Origin of the sequence: Mangrovibacter phragmitis, from assembly GCF_001655675.1 — a bacterium.
Classification (GTDB): Bacteria; Pseudomonadota; Gammaproteobacteria; order Enterobacterales; family Enterobacteriaceae; genus Mangrovibacter; species Mangrovibacter phragmitis.
Genome location: NZ_LYRP01000043.1, coordinates 70,821 through 96,055, shown reverse-complemented (window position 1 = coordinate 96,055; position 25,235 = coordinate 70,821). Strand labels below are relative to the sequence as shown.

The following is a 25,235-nucleotide window of genomic DNA, read 5'->3' as shown; positions in this document are numbered from 1 at the left end:
CGGTAAATCAAACTAAGATAAAGTTACATTTAAAATACCTTTTCTCTGCACTCTTCTGCTTTTACTCTTAAACATGCATTTTAAATATAACTTTAAGGGTTCAACTATGTTTTGTGTGCAATGTGAACAAACAATGCGGACGCCAGCTGGTAACGGTTGCGCATGGGCTCAAGGGGTTTGTGGGAAAACAGCTCAAACATCCGATCTGCAGGATCTGCTGATTGCCTGCCTGCAGGGACTCTCAGTATGGGCGACAGAAGCCCGTGCCAGAGGCATCACCGATAACGACACAGACAGTTTTGCTCCTCGTGCATTTTTCGCCACACTCACCAATGTTAACTTCGATTCACCGCGTATTGTGGGTTATGCTCGTGAAACTATTGTGCGCAGGGAAAGCCTGCGCCAGCGCTGCATGGCTGTCTCTCCAGATCTGGTGGTAAACCACCCAATGGCTGATATTACCCTTGTCAGCGAAGACCTGGGCGAGCTGCAGCGCCAGGCTGCACAGTTTGCGCCCAACCGCGACAAAACAGAGATTGGTGAAGATATTCTCGGCCTGCGTCTGTTGTGCCTGTACGGGCTTAAAGGTGCAGCGGCTTACATGGAGCATGCGCATGTGCTGGGCCAGCAAAACGACGATATCTATGCCCGTTACCATAAAATTATGGCATGGTTGGGTACCTGGCCTGGTGATATGTCTGCACTGCTGGAGTGTGCGATGGAAATCGGTCAGATGAACTTTGCAATCATGCAAATGCTGGATGCCGGTGAAACCACGGCATACGGCCACCCAACTCCGACTCAGGTGAATGTCAAACCCGTCGCCGGTAAATGTATTTTAATTTCCGGGCATGACCTGCGTGACCTGCAGAATTTGTTACAACAAACAGAAGGCACAGGCATCAATATTTACACCCACGGTGAAATGCTGCCAGCCCATGGGTATCCGGAACTGCGTAAATACAGCCACCTGGTGGGAAACTACGGCAGTGGCTGGCAAAACCAGCAAAGTGAATTCGCCCGCTTTCCTGGCCCCATCGTGATGACATCCAACTGCATCATTGATCCATCTCGTGAAGCTTATGATGACCGCATCTGGACCCGCAGTATCGTTGGCTGGCCGGGTGTTAAACACCTGGAAGGTGATGATTTCGCACCAGTAATTGCTCAGGCACAACAGATGCAGGGCTTCCCGTACAGTGAAATTGAGCACTTAATTACTGTCGGCTTTGGCCGCCAGACATTACTGGGAGCGGCAGACACATTAATTGACATGGTCAGCCGGGGCGTGTTGCGCCATGTTTTCCTGGTTGGCGGGTGCGATGGTGCCCGTGGAGAGAGGAGCTACTTTACCGATTTCGCAACCCAGGTACCAAATGATTGCCTGGTGCTGACTTTGGCTTGCGGAAAATACCGGTTCAACAAACTTGATTTTGGCACGCTTGAAGGCCTGCCTCGCCTGATTGACGCAGGCCAGTGCAACGATGCCTATTCCGCTATTATGCTGGCTGTCACTCTGGCTGAAAAACTGGGCTGTGGCGTAAATGACTTGCCACTCAGCCTGGTGCTATCCTGGTTTGAACAAAAAGCCATTGTAATACTTCTGACACTGCTATCGCTGGGTGTGACCAATATTGTCACTGGCCCAACAGCACCTGCATTCCTCACCCCCAACCTGCTTTCTGTCCTGAACGAAAAATTTGGACTGCGCCAAATCACTTCCGTTGAGCAGGATATGCAGCAGTTACTCGGTGCATAAAGGTATAAGGAGCAAGGCTGATGACGATACCCAATCCACGTTGCCCGCACCGCATGCAGGTACATCATATTATTCAGGAGACGCCAGATGTGTATACGCTGGCACTCATTTGCCATGATTTTTACCCCTATAAGCCAGGGCAATATGCTCTGGTGAGTATTGGTAACACCCCGGACACCGTGCGTGCCTACAGCCTGTCATCCACACCGGGAGTCAGCCCGTTTCTGTCACTGACTATCCGCCGTATTGAAAATGGCACCGGGTCACAATGGCTGACCCGCGAGGTTCACATTGGTGACGAACTGTGGCTGTCAGAAGCACAAGGGGATTTCACCTGTGCAGATAAATCTGCGCACAGTTGGTTACTGGTTGCAGGTGGTTGTGGCGTCACACCGATTATGTCGATGTACCGTTGGTTACAGGCTAAACGCCCGGAGGACGATGTTCAGGTGATTTACTGTGTGCGCAGCGAACAGGACATTATTTTTGCCGGCGAATGGCAAACCGTCCCGGTAACACTGGTGGCAGAACAGGGAACACAAGAAGGCATGCTGAGTGGGCGCGTTACCGCTACGCTGATTAACAGCGTGCCCAATATTGCTGGCCGTACCGTGATGACCTGCGGCCCTGCCCCCTTCATGACGCTGGTCGAATCCCTGGCCCGGGAAGCCGGAGCCACAGAAGTACACAAAGAGGCTTTCTTTATTCCTCCCATTAAACAGCCTGGCGGAGGCAAGCTAACTTTTACAACCCACTCTCCACTCAGAAACTTCCAGGCTCCTGTTGGCCTGAGTTTGCTGGAAGTACTGGAACAAAATCAGGTTGCGGTGAACAGTGCCTGCCGGGCGGGTGTCTGTGGTTGTTGTAAGACACGCATTACCAAAGGCAAATACCAGGTCAGCAGCACGGCAACCCTGACAGAGCAAGAGATTGCCGAAGGTTATGTGCTGGCTTGTGCCTGTCAGCCACAAAGTGACCTGGAACTGGCCTGACTCGCTGGCTACTCGTGGGAAAAGCGAGTGTTGCATGGTTGTTTAGTAGTAGCGCAAACAGGGCGGTTCCGGTAAAACAGAGGCTTCTCTTCGCAAAAACAAAGGAAGCCTCGTGATTGATTTACGCAGCGACACCGTAACCCGCCCCAGTTTTGCTATGCGCGAAGCCATGATGAACGCCCCGGTTGGGGACGACGTCTATGGTGATGACCCAACAGTCAATGCGCTGCAGGATTATGCGGCACAATTGTGCAACAAAGAAGCTGCACTGTTTTTGCCAACAGGTACGCAGGCAAACCTGGTCGCGTTACTCAGTCACTGTGAACGCGGAGAAGAGTATATTGTGGGCCAGGGTGCCCATAATTACTTATACGAAGCCGGTGGGGCCGCTGTATTGGGCAGTATTCAGCCTCAACCAATTGATGCCGCGCCCGATGGTACATTACCACTGGATAAAGTAGCGGCGAAAATCAAACCTGACGATGTGCATTTTGCCCGCACCCGCCTGCTCAGTCTGGAAAATACCCACAATGGCAAAGTGCTGCCCGTAGATTATCTCGCCAGCGCCTGGTCCTTTAGCCGTGAACGAGGGCTTGCCCTGCATATTGATGGTGCGCGTATTTTCAATGCCGCCGTCGCCAGCCAGTGTGAACTGCATGAACTCACCCAATATTGCGACTCGCTGACTATTTGCCTGTCAAAAGGCCTTGGCGCACCCGCAGGCTCGCTCCTGATAGGTAGCAAATCTTATATCTCACGCGCATTACGCTGGCGAAAAATGTGCGGCGGAGGTATGCGCCAGGCAGGGATCCTTGCTGCAGCCGGGCTATACGCACTCAAAAACAATGTGACACGTTTGCAGGATGACCACGATAACGCCGCCTGGCTGGCACAGCAGTTGCGTGAATGTGGTGCGGATGTCACTCGCCAGGATACTAATATGCTGTTTGTACGCGTACCCCAGGATAAAGTTCAGGCACTGAGTGAATACTTCTCCCACAAACAAATCTTGCTTAATGCAGCACCGGTAACCCGCATTGTCACACACCCTGATGTTGACCGTGAGGCGTTACAAAACGTTGTTGAAAACTGGCGTGCGTTTTTCAACAACTGATGGAACAAACTACATTGCGTATTCTGGTGCTCGGAGCCAGCGGTTATATTGGACAGCGCCTGGTTCCGCGGCTGGTGGCCGAAGGGCACCAGGTTATTGCTGCGGCCCGCAATGTTAGCTGGCTGGAAGACCAGCATTGGGAAAATGTACAATGCCACCAGGTTGATCTCCTCAAAAACGGTAGCCTGAAACCACTGCTGCACCAATGTGATATCGTCTACTACCTGGTTCACTGCATGGGCGATGGTGCGGACTTTATTCAGCGAGAGGCCCGTTGCGCCCGCCACCTGCGTGATGAACTGAAACAATACCCGGTCAGGCACCTGATTTTTGTCAGCGCATTACAACCCCGGGAGCCAGATACCCGCTCTGGCCATATGCTTGCCCGTTACCAGACTGCACAAATTCTGGGTGAAGCTGGCGTTCCGCTCACCGAGTTGCGGGCAGGGATTATTGTCGGTGCCGGCTCTGCAGCGTTCGAAGTCATGCGCGATATGGTTTACAACCTCCCGCTACTGACCCCGCCACGCTGGGTGCGTTCACGCACCAGCCCCATCGCCCTCAATGACTTACTTTATTACCTGGTGCGGCTTGCGTTTTATTCCCCCGATGGACACCAGGTTTTCGAAGCCGCAGGCCCGGAAGTGCTCTCTTACCAGGAGCAATTTCACCGTTTTATGGCTATCAGTGGTGTTCACCGCCCACTGGTTGCCATCCCTCTTCCGGTACGCTGGATCTCCGTGTGGTTTTTGCACCTGATAACGTCAGTGCCCCCTGCGACTGCTCAGGCACTGATTCAGGGAATAGCTCATGACCTGCTCCCGGATGCCAGCCAGTTGCAACAACTGTTCCCGCGAAAGCTCACCACTTTTGATGATGCCGTGCGTAAGACGCTGGAAGAAGAACAACACCTTGCACATCCCAGTGACTGGGGGTTTGATGAATACGCCCATGCCCGCTGGCAACCTGAATACGGCTATTTTCCCAAACAGGCAGGCCACACCCAGAGCACTACCGCTTCAGCAACCTCTTTATGGCAGGTGATAAACCAGGTAGGAGGGAAAGAAGGCTTTTTCTTTGGTGGCCCACTGTGGGCGACACGCGCCCTGATTGACCGGTTACTGGGCCACCCCTTACCCAAAGGCCGCCCTGGCAGGCTTTGGTTGCAAAAAGGCGATAAGGTGGATAGCTGGAAAGTGCTGATAGCAGACCCGGAGAAACAGTTAAGTTTATTATTTGGCATGAAAGCACCAGGACTGGGTCGTCTGTGTTTTACCCTGCGGGATAAAGGCGATTACCGGGAAGTGGATATTCGCGCCTGGTGGCATCCTCATGGCTTCTCAGGGTTACTCTACTGGTTGGTGATGATCCCCGCACATTTGTTTATTTTTCGTGGCATGGTCAGACGAGTCATTCAGTTGGCCGAACAATCTGGTAAAAAAACCTCGGATTAACCTGTTTTCTTACCACCAGCCCATTGCATGTGTGCGCTTTTCACGGAAAAATGCGCACGTCATTTCAACAGAAAGCTGAGTTTACATGAAGGTACTGATCACAGGTGCAACCAGTGGCCTGGGCAGAAATGCGGTGGAATACCTGCGCCACAAAGGTGTCAGTGTACGTGCCACAGGAACCAACGCAGCCATGGGGCAACTGCTGGAAAAACTGGGTGCAGAATTTATCCATGCCAACCTGACAGACCTCGTCTCTTCGCAGGCAAAAGCGATGCTTGCAGGGGTCGATACCCTGTGGCATTGCTCCAGTTTTACCTCCCCATGGGGCACCCAGGATGCTTTTGATCTGGCGAATGTCCGGGCGACCCGTCGCCTGGGTGAATGGGCTGTAGCCTGGGGCGTGCGGAATTTTGTCCATATCTCCTCACCTTCACTCTATTTCGATTACCACCACCACCATAACGTACATGAAGATTTTCGCCCGGTGCGTTATGCCAACGAGTTTGCCCGTAGTAAAGCGGCGGCCGAAGATGTCATTCATCACCTTGCGCAGTCCAACCCGCAAACCCGCTTTACGGTTTTACGCCCACAAAGCCTGTTCGGGCCCCATGACACAGTGTTTTTCCCCCGGCTGGTACAAATGATGCGCCACTATGGCAGTATTTTGCTGCCGCGCGGCGGCGATGCTGTGGTGGATATGACCTACCAGGAAAACGCGGTGCATGCCATGTGGCTGGCAAGCAGTGAAGCCTGTGACAAACTGCCATCCGGGCGGGCGTACAATATTACTAATCAGGAAGCTCGCCCATTACGGTTAATCGTGCAACGCCTGATTGATGAACTGGGTATAAAGTGCCGAATTCGTTCAGTGCCTTACCCCATGCTGGATATGTTTGCCCGCGGTATGGAACGTTTTGGCAATAAAGCGTCGCGTGAACCTGCGTTGACTCACTACGGCGTATCCAAACTCAATTTTGATTTCACACTAGATACACAGCGGGCGGCAACAGAACTGGGCTACCAGCCGGTTATTTCTCTTGATGAAGGCATCCACCTGACTGCTGAATGGCTAAAAGACCATGGGCGGTTGCGTTAACGTTTTTTGCTATTCTCTCATTAACCAACTGGCGCGCAGCTTTTATGGATTGCGCGCTTTGGTTTTATGGCGCGGCCGGGCGTATCATTTCTCGCCCGTGCTTATACAAAAGCCATTAGTGATGCGGGTATTTTTCCAGTAATGCGCGGGCAATTGCTTCGGTCTGGGCATCTGGGTTGCCATCATACTTTGCCGGGCGAAAATGCATCTGGAAAGCAGCCACTACCCGGTGTTGTTCTGCATCGCTCATCCCGGGCGTCACTTCATAACCATAGCGTGAAAGCAACGCCAGCATTTCGGGCATGGGGACAGGCTGCCAGGCGGGGCGCCCGGCAAGATAGACCGTAACCCGTGCCGTGTCGGGCCAGGCGCCAATGCCTTCGTGTGCCAGCATTTCCCATGGAAATAACGGGCCGGGGTCTTGTTTACGTTGCGGTGCGATATCTGCGTGGGCCACTACATTTTGCGGCTTGATGTGATAGCGCTGAATAATATCGCGCGCCAGAGGGATTAAGGCATTAATCTGCATAACAGGAAAAGGGGCAAAACGTTTCACGCCATGTTCCCGCACCCACCCGGCATTCTCCAGCTCAATCCCAACAGAAACATCATTTAACCGGGTAGTACCGCGCCAGTAACTGACCCCGGCATGCCACGCAATATCACTTTCAGGAACCAGTTGCCACACCAACGGTTTATCACCCGGCTTGGGTTGTTCTTGCGCAATTAAATAGTGAGCACTGACATTATTGCCAACCAGTGTGCTCAGGGATGTATCGAAATCACCAGCGGTGTAATGAATCACCAGTATGTGCACACGGGGGAAAGCAGCATAAGCATGCTGGCTGGTATTAACCTCGTAGGAACCCCGGTCTTCAATGTCATTATTGCCACGGCAACTCACCAGTAACAGCGCCAGCGAAAAATAAATAAATGCCTTCATCATGACTGCATCATTCCTGCCATTGTTCACTTTTGTTTCCCCAAAAGGAGTGAATACCGGGGAAAAACATCCTGTTAAGGACAACTATCTTACGCTCTTAGCACAACTGCACCAACCGAATAACACGGAACAAGCTATTCTCTGTAAGAGTTATATTTGTTCACATCCGTTTTCAAAATACATAAGGAAATAATAATGCGTAAAACATTGGCCGGTATCTCTCTCGCCAGTACGCTGGTTCTCAGCGCCTGTACCACTGTGACCCCAGCCATTAAGGATACCAGCACTCGCGTGGGTCCATGTGCAGATGGCGGCCCGGACAGCGTCGCACAGCAATTTTACGATTATCGGGCAAATCACCATAGTGCAACTGATATTGCCGGGTTACGCCCTTACCTGAGCGACAATCTGTGGCAACGGGTACAGCAGCAGAACAGTACGCTTAAATTCTCCAGTTTTACTCCTGCCCCGGACAGCGCAAGTGTTGCCAGCGCTTCAACCATTCCCAATAGTGATGCGCAAAACATCCCACTGCGTGTAACTATTAAGCAAGGAACAAACGAAGGTAAAGACGAAGTGCTGATGGTGCGTGAAGGCCAGTGCTGGGTAGTGGATGACGTTCGTTACCTGACTCCGTCCAGCACGGCGGTCGCAGGAACTCTTCGCCAGTCACTTGAACGCCACTAACTGTAGCCGGCGGCCAATCTCTGCGGGTCAGGAAAAGTAAACCGTATAAATAGTCTGGCATTTTGTTAAATGACCGACATTTATACTCACCTCCCCCTGACCCCGCTATCTTATGCTACATTTATCCAGACTACCCAGTTGAATTTAAGTTTTAACCCATAAATATTGCATAAGTATTCTGTGAACGTTACTATTTGCGGCCTCAATAGCTATTCGACTGCTTCGCATGAGTATTCAACTAAACAGCATTAATTGCTTCTACGGCGCGCATCAGGCGCTGTTCGATATCACCCTGGATTGCCCTCAGGGCGAAACGCTGGTGCTGCTTGGCCCGAGTGGTGCAGGCAAAAGTTCACTGCTGCGGGTACTTAACCTGCTGGAAATGCCACGTTCCGGGACGCTGAACATTGCAGGCAACCAGTTTAATTTCACCAGGACTCCCAGTGACATGGCAATTCGCCTGTTACGCCAGAATGTGGGTATGGTGTTTCAGCAATATAATTTGTGGCCGCATCTGTCTGTGATGCACAACTTAATTGAAGCCCCCTGCCGGGTGTTAGGCCTGAGTAAAGATGAAGCCCGCGTCAGAGCGGAAAAGCTTCTTAACCGCTTGCGCCTTACCCCGTACAGTGACCGCTATCCATTACATTTATCTGGTGGTCAGCAACAGCGCGTTGCCATTGCCAGGGCACTCATGATGGAACCACAGGTTTTGTTGTTTGACGAACCGACTGCCGCGCTAGACCCGGAAATTACAGCGCAGATAGTCAGTATTATTCGTGAGCTTTCAGAAACGGGGATCACTCAGGTCATCGTGACCCACGAAGTGGAAGTCGCACGTAAAACGGCCAGCCGTGTTGTGTATATGGAAAATGGCCACATTGTTGAACAAGGCGATGCGTCCTGCTTTAGCGAGCCGCAAACCGATGCGTTTAAACAGTATCTCTCTCACTGATGTTGTTTGGGAAATGACAATGAAAAAAGTAATTATTGCCACGCTGCTTGCCAGCCTGAGCCTTTCTGCAACTGCAGCACAGACAATCCGTTTTGCAACAGAAGCCTCCTACCCTCCGTTTGAGTCTATGGATGCCAGCAACAAAATCGTTGGTTTCGATGTTGATCTGGCTAATGCATTGTGCAAACAAATTGATGCAACCTGTACATTTACCAACCAGGCATTTGACAGCCTGATCCCCAGCCTGAAATTCCGCCGTTTTGATGCAGTGATGGCCGGGATGGATATTACTCCTGAACGTGAAAAACAGGTGCTGTTCACCAAACCTTATTACGACAACTCTGCACTGTTTGTTGGCCAGAAAGGTAAATACACCACAATTGCTGAACTGAAAGGCAAAAAAGTGGGTGTGCAGAACGGTACCACGCATCAGAAATTTATTTTGGATAAACATCCGGAAATCACGGTTGTACCTTACGACAGCTACCAGAACGCTAAACTGGATCTACAAAATGGCCGGATTGACGCAGTATTCGGTGATACTGCAGTCGTCACCGAATGGCTGAAAGCAGACCCGAAACTTGCAGCGGTGGGCGATAAAGTGACAGATAAAGACTACTTTGGCACAGGCCTGGGAATTGCTGTTCGTATGGGTAATACCGAGTTGCAACAGAAATTCAACGCCGCGCTGGACAAAGTAAAAGCTGACGGAACATACACCGCCATCTACAACAAATGGTTCCAGAAGTAATCAACTGAATGAACGAAATGTTTCCTTTAGCAAGCGCCGCCGGGATGACCGTCGGCCTTGCCGTTTGTGCACTGGTTGTTGGCCTTGCTCTGGCGATGCTGTTTGCAGTGCTTGAGTCATCACGCCTGCGTGCTGTTTCGTGGCTGGCGTCCGGATTAGTCACTTTGTTGCGTGGCCTGCCGGAAATTCTGGTGGTGTTGTTTGTCTATTTCGGCGCTTCCCAACTGTTACTGACGCTCTCAGATGGTTTTACCCTGCCGCTTGGATTAACCCAACTCCATATTCAGGTGCAGATTGAGAACTTTGATGTCAGCCCGTTCCTGTGTGGGGTCATTGCCCTGTCGTTGTTGTATGCGGCTTACGCCTCACAAACGTTACGTGGCGCACTGAAAGCCGTGCCAGAAGGCCAGCGTGAATCGGGCCAGGCGCTGGGGCTGAGCAAAGCGGCCATCTTTTTCCGCATTGTAATGCCGCAAATGTGGCGCCATGCCCTTCCCGGTTTAGGCAACCAGTGGCTGGTTCTGCTTAAAGACACGGCTTTAGTTTCACTGATAAGTGTTAACGACCTGATGTTGCAAACCCGTAGTATTGCCACGCGCACTCAGGAGCCTTTCACCTGGTACATTATTGCGGCCGCTATCTACCTGGTCATCACACTGATAAGCCAGTATGTTCTCAAGCGTATTGACCTGCGCGCGACACGTTTTGAGCGGAGGCCGGAATAATGCTTGCTTATTTACCTGAGTTATTAAAAGGCCTGCACACCAGTCTGACTCTGACTGCTGCTTCAATTATTCTGGCTCTCGCTCTGTCGCTGGTTTTCACGGTTATTTTAACGCTGAAAACGCCGATTGCGTCACTGCTGGTACGTGGCTATATCACGTTGTTTACCGGTACACCTTTGCTGGTGCAGATCTTTCTTATCTACTACGGACCAGGCCAGTTTCCTTCACTGCAAAACTACCCGGTGTTATGGCATTTACTGTCCGAGCCGTGGCTATGCGCCATGCTGGCATTGTCACTTAACAGTGCGGCCTACACCACGCAGCTATTTTATGGTGCAATTCGCGCAATCCCTGCCGGGCAGTGGCAATCCTGCCAGTCACTGGGTATGAGCCGTAAAGACCAGTTGGCAATTCTGTTGCCATTCGCCTTCAAACGCGCCTTGTCTTCGTATTCCAACGAAGTGGTTCTGGTATTCAAAAGCACTTCACTTGCTTATACCATCACACTGATGGAAGTAATGGGCTATGGCCAACTGTTGTATGGCCGCACCTATGATGTCATGGTGTTTGGTGCAGCCGGAGTCATCTATTTGATAGTAAATGGTATTCTTACATTACTGATGCGTGTAATCGAACGCCGCGCGCTGGCTTTCGAACGCCGTAATTAAGTTTTGGATATTTTCAGTCAGAGAAAAAGGCGGCTCAGAGTCGCCTTTTTCTTACCCATAAAAATAACTAATTATACATTTTAATTGCATATAAATTCATTATGGATAATACTCCCGCTATCACGAACATAAAAAAACAATGACAGACAGGAGCAACACACAATGAAAAAATGGTTATTGGTTGCCATGATGGCCAGTGCTTTCCAGGTTAGCGCAGCAGAAAAAATTAACTTTGGGCTTTCTGCCACCTACCCTCCTTTTGAATCCTTAGATGCCAATAACCATATTGTTGGTTTTGATATCGACCTGGCCAACGCTTTATGCCAAAAAATGGCGGCAGACTGCACCTTTACCAACCAGGCATTCGACAGCCTTATCCCGTCACTTAAGTTCCGTAAGTTTGATGCGGTTATCTCCGGCATGGACATCACGCCGGAACGCAGTAAACAAGTCACATTTACCCAGCCGTATTACGCTAACTCTGCTGTAGTGATTGCCAAAAAAGGCCAGTTCACCAGCTTTGCAGACTTAAAAGGCAAACGGATTGGCATGGAAAACGGGACTACTCACCAGAAATATCTGCAGGAAAAACACCCTGAGATTAAAACCGTGGCTTATGACAGTTACCAGAATGCCATCATTGACCTGAAAAATGGCCGCCTGGATGGTGTCTTTGGTGATACAGCGGTGGTAAATGAGTGGCTGAAATCAAACCCGGAACTGGCAACAGTAGGCCAGCATGTCACTGATCCACAATATTTTGGCACCGGCTTAGGTATTGCCGTTCGCCCGCAAAACACGGCTCTGCTGCAACAACTGAATACAGCACTGGACGCCATAAAAGCAGACGGGACTTACCAAAAAATCAGTAATAAATGGTTCCCGCAATAAACCGGTAGCAGCACAAGAAAAACCGCTGTTACTTATGTGCAGCGGTTTTTTATTTCCCGCACAGACCTTCAGCGGCGTAGCAATGCCAGAACTTCATAATGTGCTGTATGCGGGAACATATCAAATAACTGAACCTGTTCAATACTGTAGCCAGCAAGGCGGCGAATATCTTCGGCCATGGTGACCGCGTTACAACTGGAATAGACAATAAAACCCGGAGCCATATCAGTTAAAAAACGGCACAGTTCAGGGCCAATTCCGCGCCTTGGGGGGTTAACCAGCACAAGATCCGGTACCGCCTGCTGTCCTGTGGCCCAGGCGGTAGAATCCAGCGCCCGGAAATCGACGTACTTGAGTCCCAATTCTTGTGCTGACTGCTGTGCACAGGCTATTGCTTCCGGGGCGATTTCTATTCCGGTCAGGTGCATTTGTGGCGTAGCGCAGTGCAGACCAAACCCACCCACACCACAAAACAAGTCCCACATATGTTGTACAGGTAAGCCGCGCACCCAGTCACGGGCGGTGGCATACAATGCACTGGCAACCTGTGGGTTAGTCTGGAAAAAACTTTGCGGGCGGATCCACAATGGCACTCCATTAAAGACTTCACGCAAAGCGGTTTCCGGGGTTAACAGAATTTCTTCTTCCCCTTCCATAATGGCCATATGTACCGGCTGAATGTTAGCTGTAATCACACGTAACTGGGGGACCTGTTCCTGCAGCCAGGGCAGTTCCTGTTTCAGGCGGGCAATTTTAGCCGCAGAGCGCAACACGAAACGCAGCATCAGGCTGCCATCATGCTGGCTTTGTGTCAGTAGCACATATTTCAGCTCGCCTCGTTGCCGTTCAACGTTATAGGGCGTGAGGCCAACCCGGGCAATAAACGGTTTAATAACCGCAAAAACCCCGGCAAAAGTAGCCGGGTACAGCGGACAATCCGCCAGGTCAGCCACACTGCCATCACGGTTACGAACCCCAAGAATGGGGCGTTCAACGCTGCCACTCACCACCATTTTGGCTTTATTGCGAAACGCCTGCTCAGCACCACTGACCGGCTGACACCACTGACCAACCGGCATAGCAGTGAGCAGCGCGCGCAAATGCGCCATTTTCTTTTCAAGTTGTTGAGCAAGCGGAAGCATCAGCCACTGGCAGGAGTGGCAATGCCCTTCAGCATAGAGTTCGCACTGCATAAAAAAACCCTGGAAAAAAGCGGAACGGGATTCTACCACGTCATGAGGCTACCTGCTGCTTAGTGAACCCGAAAAAAACGCCGGCTACGCAGCGGCACAAACAGCAGTGCCAGAACCAACAAATCGGGTAGTTTTTGCATAAACAACCCATGCAGAATGGCACTTTTGCTTTCACCTGGAATGCTGAATAACTCAGGGTATCCCCACCCCAGTGAGGCGCACCACAAATACACAGAAGAGATTATCTGAGTTGCCAAAAAAACCCAGCGCCCCCAATTGCGCCCACGCAAGATAACGAAAGCGCAGCGTATTTCAATAAAGAGCAAGACCAGGCTGGCAAAGAAAATCAGCGTCAGCGCCCAGGTCTGGACGCTGCGCTGTATGAAATCAATACTTCCCTGGACACCCAGTGTGTTAAACAGCATCAGGACATCCAGACACCGGGTGGTGATAATGCCAATCGCGGCAATATAAACCAGTGTGGGCACATTCAGTTTTGCCTGACCAGCGGGGTATTTGCTCAAAATATCCACAACCTCGTTCCCTTGTCAGTACATGCTGTTGTAACAGCACGCCTCTATCCCACTGATTTTAGGTCTTTCAGTGCTGCCTTGCACGCTGGATATCACGCATACGTTGTTTTTCAGCCCTTGCCATAAACCACCATGCAATCAGGCCAATAACCCCCACAACACCGAGAATAATTGATGCCAGAGCATTGATTTCCGGGTTAACTCCCATACGAACACTGGAGAACACCAGCATCGGCAGTGTGGTAGCACCAGGCCCGGAAACAAAGCTGGCAATCACCAGATCATCCAGTGACAGCGTGAAGGCCAGCAACCAGCCAGAAATGATGGCGGGTGAAATCATGGGGACAGTTATCACAAAGAAGACTTTGAGTGGCGTGGCTCCCAGGTCCATGGCCGCTTCTTCAATGGACTGATCCAGTTCACGCAAACGCGAACTTATCACCACTGAGACATATGCGGTACAGAATGTTACATGTGCCAGCCAGATGGTCATCATGCCACGTTCGCCCGGCCAGCCCAGTGAACTACCCATTGCCACAAACAGCAACAGTAGTGACAACCCGGTAATCACATCCGGCATGACCAGTGGTGCGGTGAGCATAAACGCAAAGCCATTTGAGCCACGAAAACGACCAAAACGCACCATCACCACAGCGGCAATCGTTCCCAACACGACGGCCATTGTGGCGGATAACGCAGCAATGGACAAACTCAACCCAACGGCATTCATCATGGCAGTGTCACGAAACACTTCGCCATACCATTTCGTGGACCAGCCTGCCCAGACAGTCACGAGTTGCGAACTGTTAAATGAGTAAATGACCAGCATCAGCATCGGGGCATACAGGAAGGTAAACCCGACGACCAGGATAAAAATACGCCATGGAGAACGTACGACAGGTAACGTATTCATTAATGTCCTCCCATGCCTTTGTTCTGATATTTGTGGAACCACATAATGGGGACTATCAATACCACCAGCATTGTAATCGCGACAGCAGAAGCAACAGGCCAGTCGCGGTTATTGAAAAACTCCTGCCACAGGACACGGCCAATCATAATGCTGTCCGGGCCACCCAGAAGTTCAGGGATAACAAACTCCCCAACAGCCGGAATAAACACCAGCATGGAACCGGCAATAATGCCGCCTTTGGTCAGCGGAACCACCACGCTGAAAAAGGTTTTCAACGGTTTTGCGCCAAGATCCAGTGAAGCCTCAACCAGGGAGTAATCCATTCGCGTCAGCGCGGTATAAACAGGCAGCACCATAAAGGGCAAATAGGCATAAACAATTCCGATATACACCGCAAGGTTGGTGTGCAAAATAGTCAGCGGGTGGTCAATCACCCCCAACCACAACAGCACGTTATTCAATACCCCGTTTTCTTTCAAAATTCCCATCCATGCATAAACACGAATAAGAAATGATGTCCAGGAAGGTAAGATGACCAACAACAGCAAAATATTACGGGTAGACGTTTTGCTGTGTGCCACGGCCCAGGCGAGCGGGTAACCCAACAGTAAGCAGCAGATTGTTGAAACCGCCGCAACCTGTAACGATTGCAGATAGGCTTCGTAATACAGTGGATCATCAGTTAACTGCAGGAAGTTACCAAGATTAATCGATACCGAAAGCTGCTGGTCTGCCCAACTGACCAGGTCAGTATAAGGCGGTATGGCGCGAGCCATATCGGCAAGACTTATTTTGAAAACAATTAAAAATGGCAACATGAACAACAGGCACAGCCACAGATAAGGTAAGGCAATAACCAGTTTGCGTCCATGGGACATTTGCACCCTTCCTAACCAGCGGCGTAATGGACCGGGGGGTGTTTGGGAGCGACCCGAGGATGTTGATGTGGGCTCAGTATAGCTACTCATAGTACAACTCCTAAACGGTCAAGACGACACAGCTATCCGCATCCCAGCAAAGCTTTACTTCATCGCCCCAGGTAGGCATTCCTTTCCGGTACCTGTGCTCATTTTGTAGCTGGGCACTAATCATCTGCCCACTGCTTAAACGCACATGGTAAATAGAGAGGTCCCCCAGGTAAGCAATGTGCGCGACTTCCCCTACCGCAAAGTTAAAACCCTCCGCTGGCGGGTCTTCACACAAGGTAATTTTTTCCGGGCGCAGAGCCACCCAGACGGGCACGCCTTCTACAACAGAAGCATCCGGGTCCACTTTCAACGGATGGCGCAACCCTGGAGAATCGATAACCAGGCCGTCTTCCTGGCTTTCTTTCAGGATGCCCTCAAATACATTCACAGAACCAATAAATTCCGCGCTATATCTTGTGGTCGGGTGTTCATAAATCTCTTCTGGTTCGCCAATTTGAACAAACTTGCCACGGTTCATAATGGCAATACGACCGGCCATAGTCATCGCTTCTTCCTGGTCGTGGGTTACCATCACACAGGTCACGCCAACACGTTCCAGAATATCCACCACCTCCAGTTGCATACGGTCACGCAGTTTTTTATCCAAGGCCCCCATTGGTTCATCGAGCAATAATAATTTAGGGCGTTTCGCCAGGCTCCGTGCCAGCGCAACACGCTGACGCTGCCCACCGGATAACTGGTGTGGTTTACGTTTGGCGAACTCCTGCATGTGCACCAGGCTCAACATCTCTTCCACCCGGCTGGTAATTTCCGCTCTGGGTAACTTGTCCTGTTTGAGGCCAAACGCAATGTTCTGCTCCACCGTCATATGCGGGAACAGAGCATAAGACTGGAACATCATATTAATAGGGCGCTGGTAAGGGGGCACATGGGCCAGGTCGACACCATCAAGCATAATTTGCCCGGCTGTTGGTTGCTCAAACCCAGCCAGCATACGCAGCAGCGTGGATTTCCCACAGCCTGAAGCCCCAAGCAGTGCAAAAATTTCACCTTTGTAGATAGTCAAACTGACATCATCGACAGCGTGCTGGCCATCGAAGGATTTTGTCAGATTCCGAATTTCCAGTAATGGCGTTAACGCCTTACTACTCTTCGCTTGTGGGCGGGGAATGACATCGTTCACTGATTGTGCTCTCCGGCAAATCTCATACTTATACGCCAACAGGCGTACAATTTACTGGTTCGCGATGCATAACACAGCTTGCATCTTTTTGAGGCAATTGCACCCTGTTGCGCACTAAAAAGGTGCAATGCCTCGTTATATTAACTTACTGACTTATTTACCAGTTTTAACTTTAGTCCAGGCTCGTGTTCTTACACGATCCAATTTGGGGTCCTGAACCTTAAGGGTAAACAGTTTTGCCATAACATCTGGCGGCGGGTAAATACCTGGGTTATTACGCACTTCAGCCTTCACCAACGGCGTTGCAGCTTTGTTGGCGTTAGCGTAATAGATATGGTTGCTGATATCGGCCACCACATCCGGGCGCATCAGGTAATTAAGGAACTGGTAAGCTTCATCCTTATTTTTCGCATCAGCGGGCATCGCGAAGACGTCAAAAAACGCCAGAGCACCTTCTTTCGGAATTGAGTATGAGATATGCACGCCGTTTTTCGCTTCTTTCGCCCGGTTAGCAGCCTGCCAGACATCCCCTGCCCAGCCAATCGCCACACAAATATCGCCATTTGCTAAGTCATTGATGTATTGAGAAGAGTGGAAATAGCGGATACTTGGACGCAATTTCAGTAACAAGTCAGTTGCTGCACCACTGTAGTCAGATGCATTAGAGCTGTTCGGATCTTTGCCAAGATAATTCAGCACTGTTGCAAAAATTTCTTCTGGTGCATCCAGGAAAGAAACACCACAACTTTTTAATTTTTCGAGGTTTTCTGGTTTCAGCACCAGATCCCAGCTATTAACTGGCGCATCTTTGCCCAGTACCGCTTTAACTTTATCTACGTTGTAGCCAATCCCGGTGGTCGCCCACATATAAGGTACAGCGTATTTGTTACCGGGATCATGTTTGGCGACCAGCTTTAACAACGCCGGATCAAGGTTTTTCCAGTTCGGGAGTTTGCTTTTATCCAGGGGCTGAAACACACCAGCCATCAACTGGCGTTCCAGAAAGCTTGCTGAGGGAACCACCAGGTCAAACCCGGTACTGCCTGCCATCAGCTTACCTTCAAGCACTTCGTTTGAATCAAAAACGTCGTAAACGACTTTAATACCGGTTTCTTTGGTGAAGTTGGCTACGGTATCCGGCCCAATATAATCCGACCAGTTATACACATGCAGCGTCTTTCCATCCGCGGCCAGCGTTGAGGCAGAAGCAGCCATCAGAACGCCAGCCACCAAACCAGACAACCATTTTTTACTTTGGCGGGACATATCTTATTCCTTCTGAATAAAGGGTAAACTCGCGCCCTGCATGGCGTCGAGTAAATCAGGCCATTTACCTGATGCAATATTCATGCATACTTTGTCATGTTGACGTAAAAAAACCTCTCACATGCGCCAGTCAAGTAACAAGTCATGACGCAGTGTAAATGTAGCCAGGATTTAGATGGTGGGAGGAAATTAAAAAGCGCCTTTTTTCAATTTTTTAGGCATCAATCAGGAAATAAGCACCAAAGCACAGAAATATTCATCGTTTCTTTATGTATGTAAAAAACCAGGCGGGTATAAACAACACAATTGCGCTACTCACAGCAGAGTGTGTTCAAGGCACCAGATGCTTACCAGGAGAAATTAGCAGGATAAGTGACTGGAGTGAGTAACCAGGATACTGGCCCTCAGCAATAAAGCCACAGAAACAAGAGCAAAAAGCAACAGGCGCAGTACACAGGTTGCTCACTGCGCCTCAGGCGGGGAAATCAGTGTAGCAGATGGCTCGACACCGGGCGGCGGGAAGCATCATCTTCATCCCCATTCCACAGCATCTGTTGGGCGCTGGCTTCCAGAATCACCATCGAGATCTGTTCCTCACTCTGGCGCAAAAAATGCGTAAACTGCTCCCGGCTAATACCTATCGCAACGGGAAAAGCCTGACAGACCACCAGACGTGGCAGGTTGTCATCCTGTACATCCAGGAACGCTTTCACGGTAAGTGAACTGGCATTGACTGCCGAAATATCCCCTGCCAGTGCCAAAAGAGCGGAAGGTTTGACCTCAGCCAGGGCGGAAAAAACCAGCACGCTATCAACCAGATCCAGCTTGGCATCAAACACACCAGCGAACTCCTGCATATGGGGGAGATGCAATGCCTGGCAGGAATCACACTCGAAAAAGCTTACGCCAGCGTCATCAAGCCAGTGGCGTAGCGTGTCCAGGGTAGGGACGACGAGTGAATCCATACGGGTATAACCTCTTCAATAGAAAATCGACGCCATAGCTTACGCAAAAATAGCGGCCTGTACCACGATCAGATAACCACAGCACACTTAACCGCCCATTTTGAGACAGAAACCGGGCCGTGCCTGGTTTTCCACCCAGCTGATAATTTGTGCAGCAATATCGATGCCAGTTGTTTTTTCGATGCCTTCAAGCCCTGGAGAGGCATTCACCTCCATTACCAGCGGCCCACGAGTGGCGCGTAAAATATCAACCCCGGCGACATCCAACCCCATGGTAGAAGCTGCACGAATCGCCACTTCGCGTTCCTGTGGCGTAATGCTGGCGACAACCGCTGTGCCACCCCGGTGCAAATTAGAACGGAAATCTCCGTCTTTTGCCTGACGCTCAATGGCGGCAACAACACGCCCGCCAACCACCAGACAACGAACATCCCGCCCCTGCGCTTCTTTAATAAACTCCTGCACCAAAATATGGGCATTCAGTCCGCGGAACGCGTCTATCACGCTTTCAGCTGCCTGGCGTGTTTCAGCAAGAACCACACCAATGCCCTGAGTACCCTCAACAAGTTTCACCACCAGTGGTGCGCCCCCCACCATTTCGATAAGATCGTGAGTGTCGTCTGGTGAGTGCGCGATTCCGGTCATTGGTAAGTCAATGCCTTGTCGGGCAAGCAACTGCATGGAACGTAGTTTATCCCGGGCGCGGGTTATTGCGACCGATTCATTAAGAGGATAGCTACCCAGCATTTCGAACTGGCGCAATACTGCCGTGCCATAAAAAGTAATTGCTGAGCCAATACGTGGAATGACGGCATCATAATGCGGTAATTGCCGCCCTTTATAATGCACAGACGAACTGGCGGGGTTGATATTCATATAGCAGGACAACGGATCGATAATATCGACAAAATGCCCACGATTGAGCGCCGCCTGCTTTAAACGTTTACAAGAATAAAGTGTTCCATCACGGGAAAGAATGGCAATTTTCACCCTGCACCTCTGCAAGAGACTGACCAGCCTTAAAACCCGCGTATAGTACCACCACCCGTTTCCCCCTGTAAGGGGGAAAGCAGAGAGAAAATTAGCGGGTTGCCCAGCCTTGCTTATGCAGAAAATCCAGGATAAAGGGGCGGCTTTCTTTGACAATTGTGCGACGTATATGATCGCTCCAGGTGTCTTTGCGCTTATTTGTCGTGCGGTTGAGGTAATAATCCGCAAGTGTTGCATCATATTTCGCCAGTTCGGCGGCATCCACTGGCTGGTACTGGTTTTCATGTACCAGTAAACTTTCCGGCAGCCGGGGTTTTACTTCCGGGCTCTCAGCCGGCCAGCCCAGGCATAACCCGAACAGTGGCAATACATATTTCGGTAACTTCAACAAACGGGTTACCGCTTCAATATTATTGCGGATCCCGCCAATGTAAACACCACCCAGGCCAAGGGATTCAGCCGCAACCATGGTGTTCTGGCCCATCATGGCAGTATCCACAGCACCGAGCAATAATTGCTCTGCATACCCTAACTGAGCGCCAGGGCAAATTTGCAAATGACGGTTAAAATCCGCGCAGAACACCCAGAATTCGGCAGCACTGGCGACATGCGCCTGACCACCACTTAATGTGACCAGTTGTTCCCGTAATTCCGGGTCAGTCACCCGAATAATAGAACTGCATTGTAAAAAACTGGACGTGGATGTGCTGCGCGCTGCAGCAAACAGAGCAGCCCGTTGTTCATCACTGACAGGTTTATCAATGAAATGGCGAATTGAACGATGTGTACACAGTAAATCAATGGTTGGCGTCATTATTCTTATCCTTAGCCTTTTTGGCCGCTTTTTTGTCACCTGCTGCTGGTGTGTCAGCCCCGTTAAATAATAACGGCGCCAAATTCTTCCCCATCTGGCCAAGTAACACAATTGCAGCAGGCAACATCAGTACAATACCGCTAAATATAAGCAAAATCACAGCCATGTCCGTGGCAAGAAAGGCGGTTACTGATATCACTCCATGGGCAACCAGCCAGGCGACACACAGTAGTGCAATACCAAGGGTTTCCAGCAGCAATACAGACTTAGGTAATGCTCCCAGTGAACGCATTGTCAGTCTCCTTGTGTGGTTGGCTCATCATTATAGCCTTAAACCGTTTCCGGCCAGTAACTGACATCATGCAATAACCCACGACTACAATTAAAGGATAAGGGGATACGGGGATACGGTGAACGCTTTCATCGTTTTCAGTTATTAAAGCAACAGGCAAACTCTGCTTCCCCCAACCAGCGCTGGTGCGCAAAATAACCTGCAAGACAACTTCAGCTAAGGAGCAACTGTGATTACTGTAATTTTTGGACGCCCCGGGTGCCCGTACTGTGTGCGTGCCAAAGCACTGGCCGAAGAACTCAGTGACTCACATAGCGATTTTGAGTTTCGCTATGTAGATATTCACGCGGAAGGTATTACGAAAGCAGACCTGCAACAAGCTGCCGGGAAACCCGTTGACACAGTGCCGCAGATTTTTGTCGATAAACAACACATTGGTGGCTTTACTGACTTTGCCGCCTGGGTTGAGCAACACCCTGTTCTTTCACCTGCAAGCTAGAAAAACACAAAACAAACACCGGGTCTGCGGACCCGGTGACAAATTGATGGTAAACAGGTGAACAGCGCTGGAGTGCTTGCCGGTTATTTAAACCGGAATCAAAAAAAGCAATTAATTGCTTTTCATCTGCGACCGGAAACAGTTTCCGGCTTACCTGCGACCACAGACTTTATACCCGGCGTTTTTTGACATCCTGCCTCCAGACAAGCGAAATGGTGAACAGCACACACAGAGCACCCAACGCATTCCAAAATACCGCGCCTGACAGCCAGGCCAGTTCCTGAACCAGACCCGCATCATCTTGTTCCCAGAAATTGATTAACAACAGGCAAACAGGTACAGCCACTAATGCCCCAACCACAGGTGCAAGGAAGCGCGCACGGCGTGAACACAAACTGCCCAGCACACCGGAAATAATGAAACACAACATTCCAGGATCCATCTTCCCACTGGCTGGTGCCGAGTCAGTTAAAAAGAGGTTGTGGATCACAAATGCCAGAATGAACAGGATAAAACAGAATAAACCGCCTTCCCATGAACGTTTGAATAACAAAGTCGTCCTCCTTTGCTTTTCCATTACGTTGAGCACCCCAAATGGGTGCAGACATTTACCAATGTCCTTATCAAAACCTGTATTACCCACTCACTTTCACACTGTTTATTTTTGTGTATACCAACCAGCCCATTTCACATACTCCCCATGCGAAACGTCCTTTCACACCACATTACAGGTAATGCGAATTATTCCAGATATTACAAAGAAGCTATTTACCACGTTTTTCTTACTGGCTGTTGATACTCATAACGATTACACTAGCGCCCATCGTACTTTTTGCAGACGATATAGCATTGAAGTTTATGCCAGCGACAGTGTTATTTTTATGCGAAATACGCGTGTAAAACAATCATTTTTTTCAACGAGTTACAAGTAAAGAAGAAGTTAGCTTCCGTGAACATAAACGTCGCAGATTTGTTAAACGGGAATTACATCCTGTTATTATTTGTCGTACTCACCCTTGGCCTGTGTTTAGGTAAATTGCGTCTTGGTGCAATCCAACTGGGTAATTCTATTGGTGTTCTGGTTGTTTCTTTATTATTAGGCCAACAACATTTCACAATAAATACAGACGCACTTAATTTGGGCTTCATGTTGTTCATTTTTTGCGTTGGCGTGGAAGCGGGCCCCAACTTTTTCTCCATTTTCTTCCGTGATGGTAAAAATTATCTCATGCTGGCACTGGTCATGGTGGGCAGTGCATTATTACTGGCACTGGGTATGGGCCGGCTCTTCGGATGGGATATTGGCCTGACAGCCGGTATGCTGGCAGGCTCCATGACTTCCACGCCGGTTCTGGTGGGTGCTGGCGATACACTCCGGCATTCCGGAATGAACCACCCGGAACTGGTCAGCGCACTTGATCACCTGAGTCTGGGTTATGCGTTGACATACCTGATAGGCCTTGTCAGCCTGATTGTTGCTGCCCGGTATATGCCAAAACTGCAACACCAGGATTTGCAAACCAGCGCCCAGCAAATTGCGCGTGAGCGTGGTCTGGATACCGATTCCAACCGCAAAGTCTACTTACCCGTTATTCGTGCTTACCGTGTTGGGCCGGAACTGGTCGCCTGGGCCGATGGGAAAAACCTGCGGGAACTCGGTATTTACCGCCAGACAGGCTGCTATATTGAGCGCATCCGCCGTAATGGGATTCTGGCAAACCCCGATGGCGATGCAGTATTGCAGATGGGTGATGAAATCGCCCTGGTGGGGTACCCGGATGCCCATGCGCGTCTTGACCCCAGTTTTCGTAATGGGAAAGAGGTGTTCGATCGCGATTTGCTCGACATGCGTATTGTCACCGAAGAGATAGTAGTAAAAAACCACAATGCCGTTGGCCGCCGCCTGGCGCAACTTAAGCTCACTGACCATGGGTGTTTCCTTAACCGCGTTATCCGCAGCCAAATAGAAATGCCAATTGACGATAATATCGTCCTTAACAAAGGCGACGTGTTGCAGGTAAGTGGTGATGCACGCCGTGTTAAAACCGTGGCAGAGCGTATCGGCTTTATCTCCATTCACAGCCAAATTACCGACCTGCTGGCTTTTTGCGCATTTTTTATTATTGGTCTGATGATCGGGATGATTACCTTTCAGTTCAGCTCATTCAGTTTTGGTATTGGTAATGCCGCCGGGCTGTTGTTCGCCGGCATTATGCTCGGGTTCCTGCGCGCCAACCACCCCACCTTTGGTTACATTCCCCAGGGCGCACTCAATATGGTGAAAGAGTTTGGCCTGATGGTGTTTATGGCTGGCGTCGGTTTGAGTGCCGGTGGTGGCATTGGTCACAACCTGGGGGCAATTGGCGGGCAAATGCTGGCCTCCGGGGTTGTTGTAAGCCTGGTACCGGTATTAATTTCCTTTCTGTTTGGCGCCTATGTACTGCGTATGAACCGTGCATTGTTGTTTGGCGCCATTATGGGTGCACGCACCTGCGCACCAGCAATGGAAATTATCAGTGATGCTTCCCGCAGTAACATCCCCGCGCTGGGTTATGCTGGCACTTATGCCATCGCTAACGTGTTGTTAACTCTCGCCGGGACACTAATTATTGTTATCTGGCCAGGGATGTGATGGTGACCACAGAAAAAAATAAATTTTTTTTAGGTCAAAGGAGAACTTTTCTGGGGGCATGAAGTCTGAATTAGTGCCACTGCTTTTCTTTGATGTCCCCAAATTTGTGGAGCCCATCAATCACGCCATTTTGGTTCAAGATTGATGGGTTTTTTATTGCCTGAAATTTATTCAACACAAAATCAACAGGTTATACATCACATCTTGTATAGATGTTGGTAAATACAGAGGAATACAATCAATACCGTTTTGAGCAGAGCTAATGCCAGGCGCTGTAGTCCAGGGCAACAGGCCGAATCCAGTTATCAACAAACAGCTACTCAAACGGTTTTCTTGCCACAAACTCCGTTACCGCCGCCAGACCTGTATGGTATTTACCTTCATAAATTTCTTTCTCGCTCATACAACCATGTAAAACATTCATATTACTAAAACACTGTTCGAGCTCATCAAGATTTACCAATAAATCAGCTTCCCGTGGGCCTCCAGTTTGGTAATTAAGCTGGCGGGTTGAGTATGCCTGGTAAATCAAAACACCACCCGGTACCAGGGCATCCATAATTTTCTGATGAATGGCGTGGCGTACATCTGAAGGTAAGTGGCAAAAAATCATTATCACCGCATCACAAGGGCTGTTAATAGTATAATGAGTCAGATCAGCCACCTGAGTTTGTAACGAAACACGGTTCTGTTCGGCCAGTTTATGAGCTTTAGCCATGCCCACTGAAGAACCATCAACAGCATGTACATGATGGCCTAAAGTAGCAAGGTACACAGCATTTCGCCCCTCACCTTCACCAAGGCTGAGAATATTCAGTGGTGCTGCCAGGTTAAGCGCATTGACCTGCTCCACTAAGAATTGATTCGGTTCAGTTCCATAAGCGTAACCATTCTGGCTATAGCGTTCATCCCATCTATTCATTCTGAATTCACACCTTTACTTATATATATACTGGCTCAACTGAAGTATGCCTGCCCATGACATCTGCTC

The 25,235-nt window shown here is 49.9% G+C and carries 26 protein-coding genes; 13 read left to right on the top strand and 13 right to left on the bottom strand.

The window, feature by feature from the left end; translation table 11 throughout:
* The first annotated feature begins 106 nt into the window (after positions 1-106).
* The 5 genes from hcp (at position 107) to A9B99_RS18090 (ending at position 6,415) form a co-directional block, all read left to right on the top strand.
* Positions 107-1,759 (top strand): hydroxylamine reductase, encoded by a 1,653-nt coding sequence (gene hcp, locus A9B99_RS18110; RefSeq protein WP_064599953.1) that lies wholly within the window; start codon positions 107-109, stop codon positions 1,757-1,759.
* Positions 1,760-1,779: 20 nt separating this feature from the next.
* Positions 1,780-2,751, top strand: a complete 972-nt coding sequence (gene hcr / locus A9B99_RS18105) for an NADH oxidoreductase (RefSeq protein WP_064599951.1) — start codon at positions 1,780-1,782, stop codon at positions 2,749-2,751.
* A 112-nt stretch (positions 2,752-2,863) separates the two neighbouring features.
* Positions 2,864-3,865: a low-specificity L-threonine aldolase gene (gene ltaE, locus A9B99_RS18100; protein ID WP_064599949.1), complete on the top strand. Its 1,002-nt coding sequence runs from the start codon at positions 2,864-2,866 to the stop codon at positions 3,863-3,865.
* The gene (locus A9B99_RS18095; RefSeq protein ID WP_064599947.1) at positions 3,865-5,319 is read left to right on the top strand and encodes a DUF2867 domain-containing protein; all 1,455 of its coding nucleotides are present in this window, start codon (positions 3,865-3,867) and stop codon (positions 5,317-5,319) included. The genes ltaE and A9B99_RS18095 overlap by 1 nt, the downstream gene beginning before the upstream one ends.
* A gap of 85 nt (positions 5,320-5,404) precedes the next feature.
* Complete coding sequence (locus tag A9B99_RS18090) at positions 5,405-6,415, top strand: NAD-dependent epimerase/dehydratase family protein (protein WP_064599945.1); 1,011 nt, start codon at positions 5,405-5,407, stop codon at positions 6,413-6,415.
* Positions 6,416-6,530: 115 nt separating this feature from the next.
* On the opposite strand, the gene A9B99_RS18085 is transcribed toward A9B99_RS18090, so the two are convergent.
* Positions 6,531-7,358, bottom strand: a complete 828-nt coding sequence (locus tag A9B99_RS18085; RefSeq protein ID WP_414855557.1) for an N-acetylmuramoyl-L-alanine amidase — start codon at positions 7,356-7,358, stop codon at positions 6,531-6,533.
* 195 nt (positions 7,359-7,553) lie between these two features.
* Between A9B99_RS18085 and A9B99_RS18080 the strand changes: the two genes are divergently transcribed.
* The 6 genes from A9B99_RS18080 (at position 7,554) to A9B99_RS18055 (ending at position 12,035) form a co-directional block, all read left to right on the top strand.
* Positions 7,554-8,045 (top strand): lipoprotein, encoded by a 492-nt coding sequence (locus A9B99_RS18080; protein WP_064599940.1) that lies wholly within the window; start codon positions 7,554-7,556, stop codon positions 8,043-8,045.
* A 226-nt stretch (positions 8,046-8,271) separates the two neighbouring features.
* Entirely contained in the window at positions 8,272-9,000 is a 729-nt protein-coding gene (artP, locus tag A9B99_RS18075) for an arginine ABC transporter ATP-binding protein ArtP (protein WP_064599938.1), read from the top strand.
* A gap of 19 nt (positions 9,001-9,019) precedes the next feature.
* On the top strand, positions 9,020-9,751 hold the full coding sequence (gene artI, locus A9B99_RS18070) for an arginine ABC transporter substrate-binding protein ArtI (RefSeq protein WP_064600267.1): 732 nt from the start codon (positions 9,020-9,022) through the stop codon (positions 9,749-9,751).
* A gap of 8 nt (positions 9,752-9,759) precedes the next feature.
* Positions 9,760-10,476 (top strand): arginine ABC transporter permease ArtQ, encoded by a 717-nt coding sequence (gene artQ / locus A9B99_RS18065; protein ID WP_064599936.1) that lies wholly within the window; start codon positions 9,760-9,762, stop codon positions 10,474-10,476.
* Entirely contained in the window at positions 10,476-11,144 is a 669-nt protein-coding gene (artM, locus tag A9B99_RS18060; RefSeq protein ID WP_064599934.1) for an arginine ABC transporter permease ArtM, read from the top strand. Before artQ ends, artM begins: the two co-directional genes overlap by 1 nt.
* A gap of 162 nt (positions 11,145-11,306) precedes the next feature.
* Positions 11,307-12,035, top strand: a complete 729-nt coding sequence (locus A9B99_RS18055; protein WP_064599932.1) for an arginine ABC transporter substrate-binding protein — start codon at positions 11,307-11,309, stop codon at positions 12,033-12,035.
* Positions 12,036-12,103: 68 nt separating this feature from the next.
* Here A9B99_RS18055 and rlmC read toward each other — a convergent pair whose 3' ends face one another.
* From rlmC to A9B99_RS18005, 10 genes are all read right to left on the bottom strand, one after another.
* Positions 12,104-13,228, bottom strand: coding sequence for a 23S rRNA (uracil(747)-C(5))-methyltransferase RlmC (gene rlmC / locus A9B99_RS18050; RefSeq protein ID WP_064599930.1), 1,125 nt, complete (start codon positions 13,226-13,228; stop codon positions 12,104-12,106).
* Between the two features lie 59 nt (positions 13,229-13,287).
* On the bottom strand, positions 13,288-13,761 hold the full coding sequence (locus A9B99_RS18045) for a YbjO family protein (RefSeq protein WP_064599928.1): 474 nt from the start codon (positions 13,759-13,761) through the stop codon (positions 13,288-13,290).
* 67 nt (positions 13,762-13,828) lie between these two features.
* Positions 13,829-14,674, bottom strand: coding sequence for a putrescine ABC transporter permease PotI (gene potI, locus A9B99_RS18040; protein WP_036107653.1), 846 nt, complete (start codon positions 14,672-14,674; stop codon positions 13,829-13,831).
* Entirely contained in the window at positions 14,674-15,642 is a 969-nt protein-coding gene (gene potH, locus A9B99_RS18035; RefSeq protein WP_074388834.1) for a putrescine ABC transporter permease PotH, read from the bottom strand. Before potH ends, potI begins: the two co-directional genes overlap by 1 nt.
* A 10-nt stretch (positions 15,643-15,652) precedes the next feature.
* Positions 15,653-16,786, bottom strand: a complete 1,134-nt coding sequence (gene potG / locus A9B99_RS18030) for a putrescine ABC transporter ATP-binding subunit PotG (protein WP_156519095.1) — start codon at positions 16,784-16,786, stop codon at positions 15,653-15,655.
* A gap of 153 nt (positions 16,787-16,939) precedes the next feature.
* The gene (potF, locus tag A9B99_RS18025) at positions 16,940-18,052 is read right to left on the bottom strand and encodes a spermidine/putrescine ABC transporter substrate-binding protein PotF (protein ID WP_064599925.1); all 1,113 of its coding nucleotides are present in this window, start codon (positions 18,050-18,052) and stop codon (positions 16,940-16,942) included.
* A gap of 485 nt (positions 18,053-18,537) precedes the next feature.
* Positions 18,538-19,017 carry a YbjN domain-containing protein gene (locus A9B99_RS18020; RefSeq protein ID WP_064599924.1) on the bottom strand — a complete coding sequence of 160 codons (480 nt, stop codon included), beginning with the start codon at positions 19,015-19,017 and terminating at the stop codon, positions 18,538-18,540.
* Between the two features lie 87 nt (positions 19,018-19,104).
* Complete coding sequence (rimK, locus tag A9B99_RS18015) at positions 19,105-20,007, bottom strand: 30S ribosomal protein S6--L-glutamate ligase (protein ID WP_064599923.1); 903 nt, start codon at positions 20,005-20,007, stop codon at positions 19,105-19,107.
* 91 nt (positions 20,008-20,098) lie between these two features.
* A complete protein-coding gene (gene nfsA, locus A9B99_RS18010; RefSeq protein ID WP_064599922.1) occupies positions 20,099-20,821 on the bottom strand; it encodes an oxygen-insensitive NADPH nitroreductase in 723 nt (240 codons plus the stop codon).
* Positions 20,805-21,113, bottom strand: a complete 309-nt coding sequence (locus A9B99_RS18005) for a DUF1418 family protein (RefSeq protein ID WP_064599920.1) — start codon at positions 21,111-21,113, stop codon at positions 20,805-20,807. The genes nfsA and A9B99_RS18005 overlap by 17 nt, the downstream gene beginning before the upstream one ends.
* A gap of 229 nt (positions 21,114-21,342) precedes the next feature.
* Between A9B99_RS18005 and A9B99_RS18000 the strand changes: the two genes are divergently transcribed.
* Positions 21,343-21,612: a GrxA family glutaredoxin gene (locus tag A9B99_RS18000; protein WP_064599918.1), complete on the top strand. Its 270-nt coding sequence runs from the start codon at positions 21,343-21,345 to the stop codon at positions 21,610-21,612.
* A gap of 169 nt (positions 21,613-21,781) precedes the next feature.
* Here A9B99_RS18000 and ybjM read toward each other — a convergent pair whose 3' ends face one another.
* Positions 21,782-22,165, bottom strand: a complete 384-nt coding sequence (gene ybjM, locus A9B99_RS17995) for an inner membrane protein YbjM (protein WP_197499295.1) — start codon at positions 22,163-22,165, stop codon at positions 21,782-21,784.
* Between the two features lie 396 nt (positions 22,166-22,561).
* On the opposite strand from ybjM, the gene A9B99_RS17990 reads away from it, so the two are divergent.
* Entirely contained in the window at positions 22,562-24,244 is a 1,683-nt protein-coding gene (locus A9B99_RS17990; protein ID WP_064599915.1) for an aspartate:alanine antiporter, read from the top strand.
* A 316-nt stretch (positions 24,245-24,560) separates the two neighbouring features.
* On the opposite strand, the gene A9B99_RS17985 is transcribed toward A9B99_RS17990, so the two are convergent.
* Entirely contained in the window at positions 24,561-25,166 is a 606-nt protein-coding gene (locus tag A9B99_RS17985) for a class I SAM-dependent methyltransferase (RefSeq protein ID WP_064599913.1), read from the bottom strand.
* Between the last annotated feature and the right edge of the window lie 69 nt (positions 25,167-25,235).

Excerpts from the sequence above, each read along its gene's own strand:
- A9B99_RS17985 (WP_064599913.1), bottom strand. The coding sequence starts at position 25,166 with ATGAATAGATGGGATGAACGCTATAGCCAGAATGGTTACGCTTATGGA.
- artQ (WP_064599936.1), top strand. The coding sequence starts at position 9,760 with ATGAACGAAATGTTTCCTTTAGCAAGCGCCGCCGGGATGACCGTCGGC.
- A9B99_RS18080 (WP_064599940.1), top strand. The coding sequence starts at position 7,554 with ATGCGTAAAACATTGGCCGGTATCTCTCTCGCCAGTACGCTGGTTCTC.
- nfsA (WP_064599922.1), bottom strand. The coding sequence starts at position 20,821 with ATGACGCCAACCATTGATTTACTGTGTACACATCGTTCAATTCGCCAT.
- A9B99_RS18090 (WP_064599945.1), top strand. The coding sequence starts at position 5,405 with ATGAAGGTACTGATCACAGGTGCAACCAGTGGCCTGGGCAGAAATGCG.
- artM (WP_064599934.1), top strand. The coding sequence starts at position 10,476 with ATGCTTGCTTATTTACCTGAGTTATTAAAAGGCCTGCACACCAGTCTG.
- A9B99_RS18020 (WP_064599924.1), bottom strand. The coding sequence starts at position 19,017 with ATGGATTCACTCGTCGTCCCTACCCTGGACACGCTACGCCACTGGCTT.
- artI (WP_064600267.1), top strand. The coding sequence starts at position 9,020 with ATGAAAAAAGTAATTATTGCCACGCTGCTTGCCAGCCTGAGCCTTTCT.
- hcr (WP_064599951.1), top strand. The coding sequence starts at position 1,780 with ATGACGATACCCAATCCACGTTGCCCGCACCGCATGCAGGTACATCAT.
- hcp (WP_064599953.1), top strand. The coding sequence starts at position 107 with ATGTTTTGTGTGCAATGTGAACAAACAATGCGGACGCCAGCTGGTAAC.
- potH (WP_074388834.1), bottom strand. The coding sequence starts at position 15,642 with ATGAGTAGCTATACTGAGCCCACATCAACATCCTCGGGTCGCTCCCAA.
- A9B99_RS18055 (WP_064599932.1), top strand. The coding sequence starts at position 11,307 with ATGAAAAAATGGTTATTGGTTGCCATGATGGCCAGTGCTTTCCAGGTT.
- A9B99_RS18085 (WP_414855557.1), bottom strand. The coding sequence starts at position 7,358 with ATGAAGGCATTTATTTATTTTTCGCTGGCGCTGTTACTGGTGAGTTGC.
- rlmC (WP_064599930.1), bottom strand. The coding sequence starts at position 13,228 with ATGCAGTGCGAACTCTATGCTGAAGGGCATTGCCACTCCTGCCAGTGG.
- potI (WP_036107653.1), bottom strand. The coding sequence starts at position 14,674 with ATGAATACGTTACCTGTCGTACGTTCTCCATGGCGTATTTTTATCCTG.
- A9B99_RS18095 (WP_064599947.1), top strand. The coding sequence starts at position 3,865 with ATGGAACAAACTACATTGCGTATTCTGGTGCTCGGAGCCAGCGGTTAT.
- potF (WP_064599925.1), bottom strand. The coding sequence starts at position 18,052 with ATGTCCCGCCAAAGTAAAAAATGGTTGTCTGGTTTGGTGGCTGGCGTT.
- A9B99_RS18005 (WP_064599920.1), bottom strand. The coding sequence starts at position 21,113 with ATGCGTTCACTGGGAGCATTACCTAAGTCTGTATTGCTGCTGGAAACC.
- artP (WP_064599938.1), top strand. The coding sequence starts at position 8,272 with ATGAGTATTCAACTAAACAGCATTAATTGCTTCTACGGCGCGCATCAG.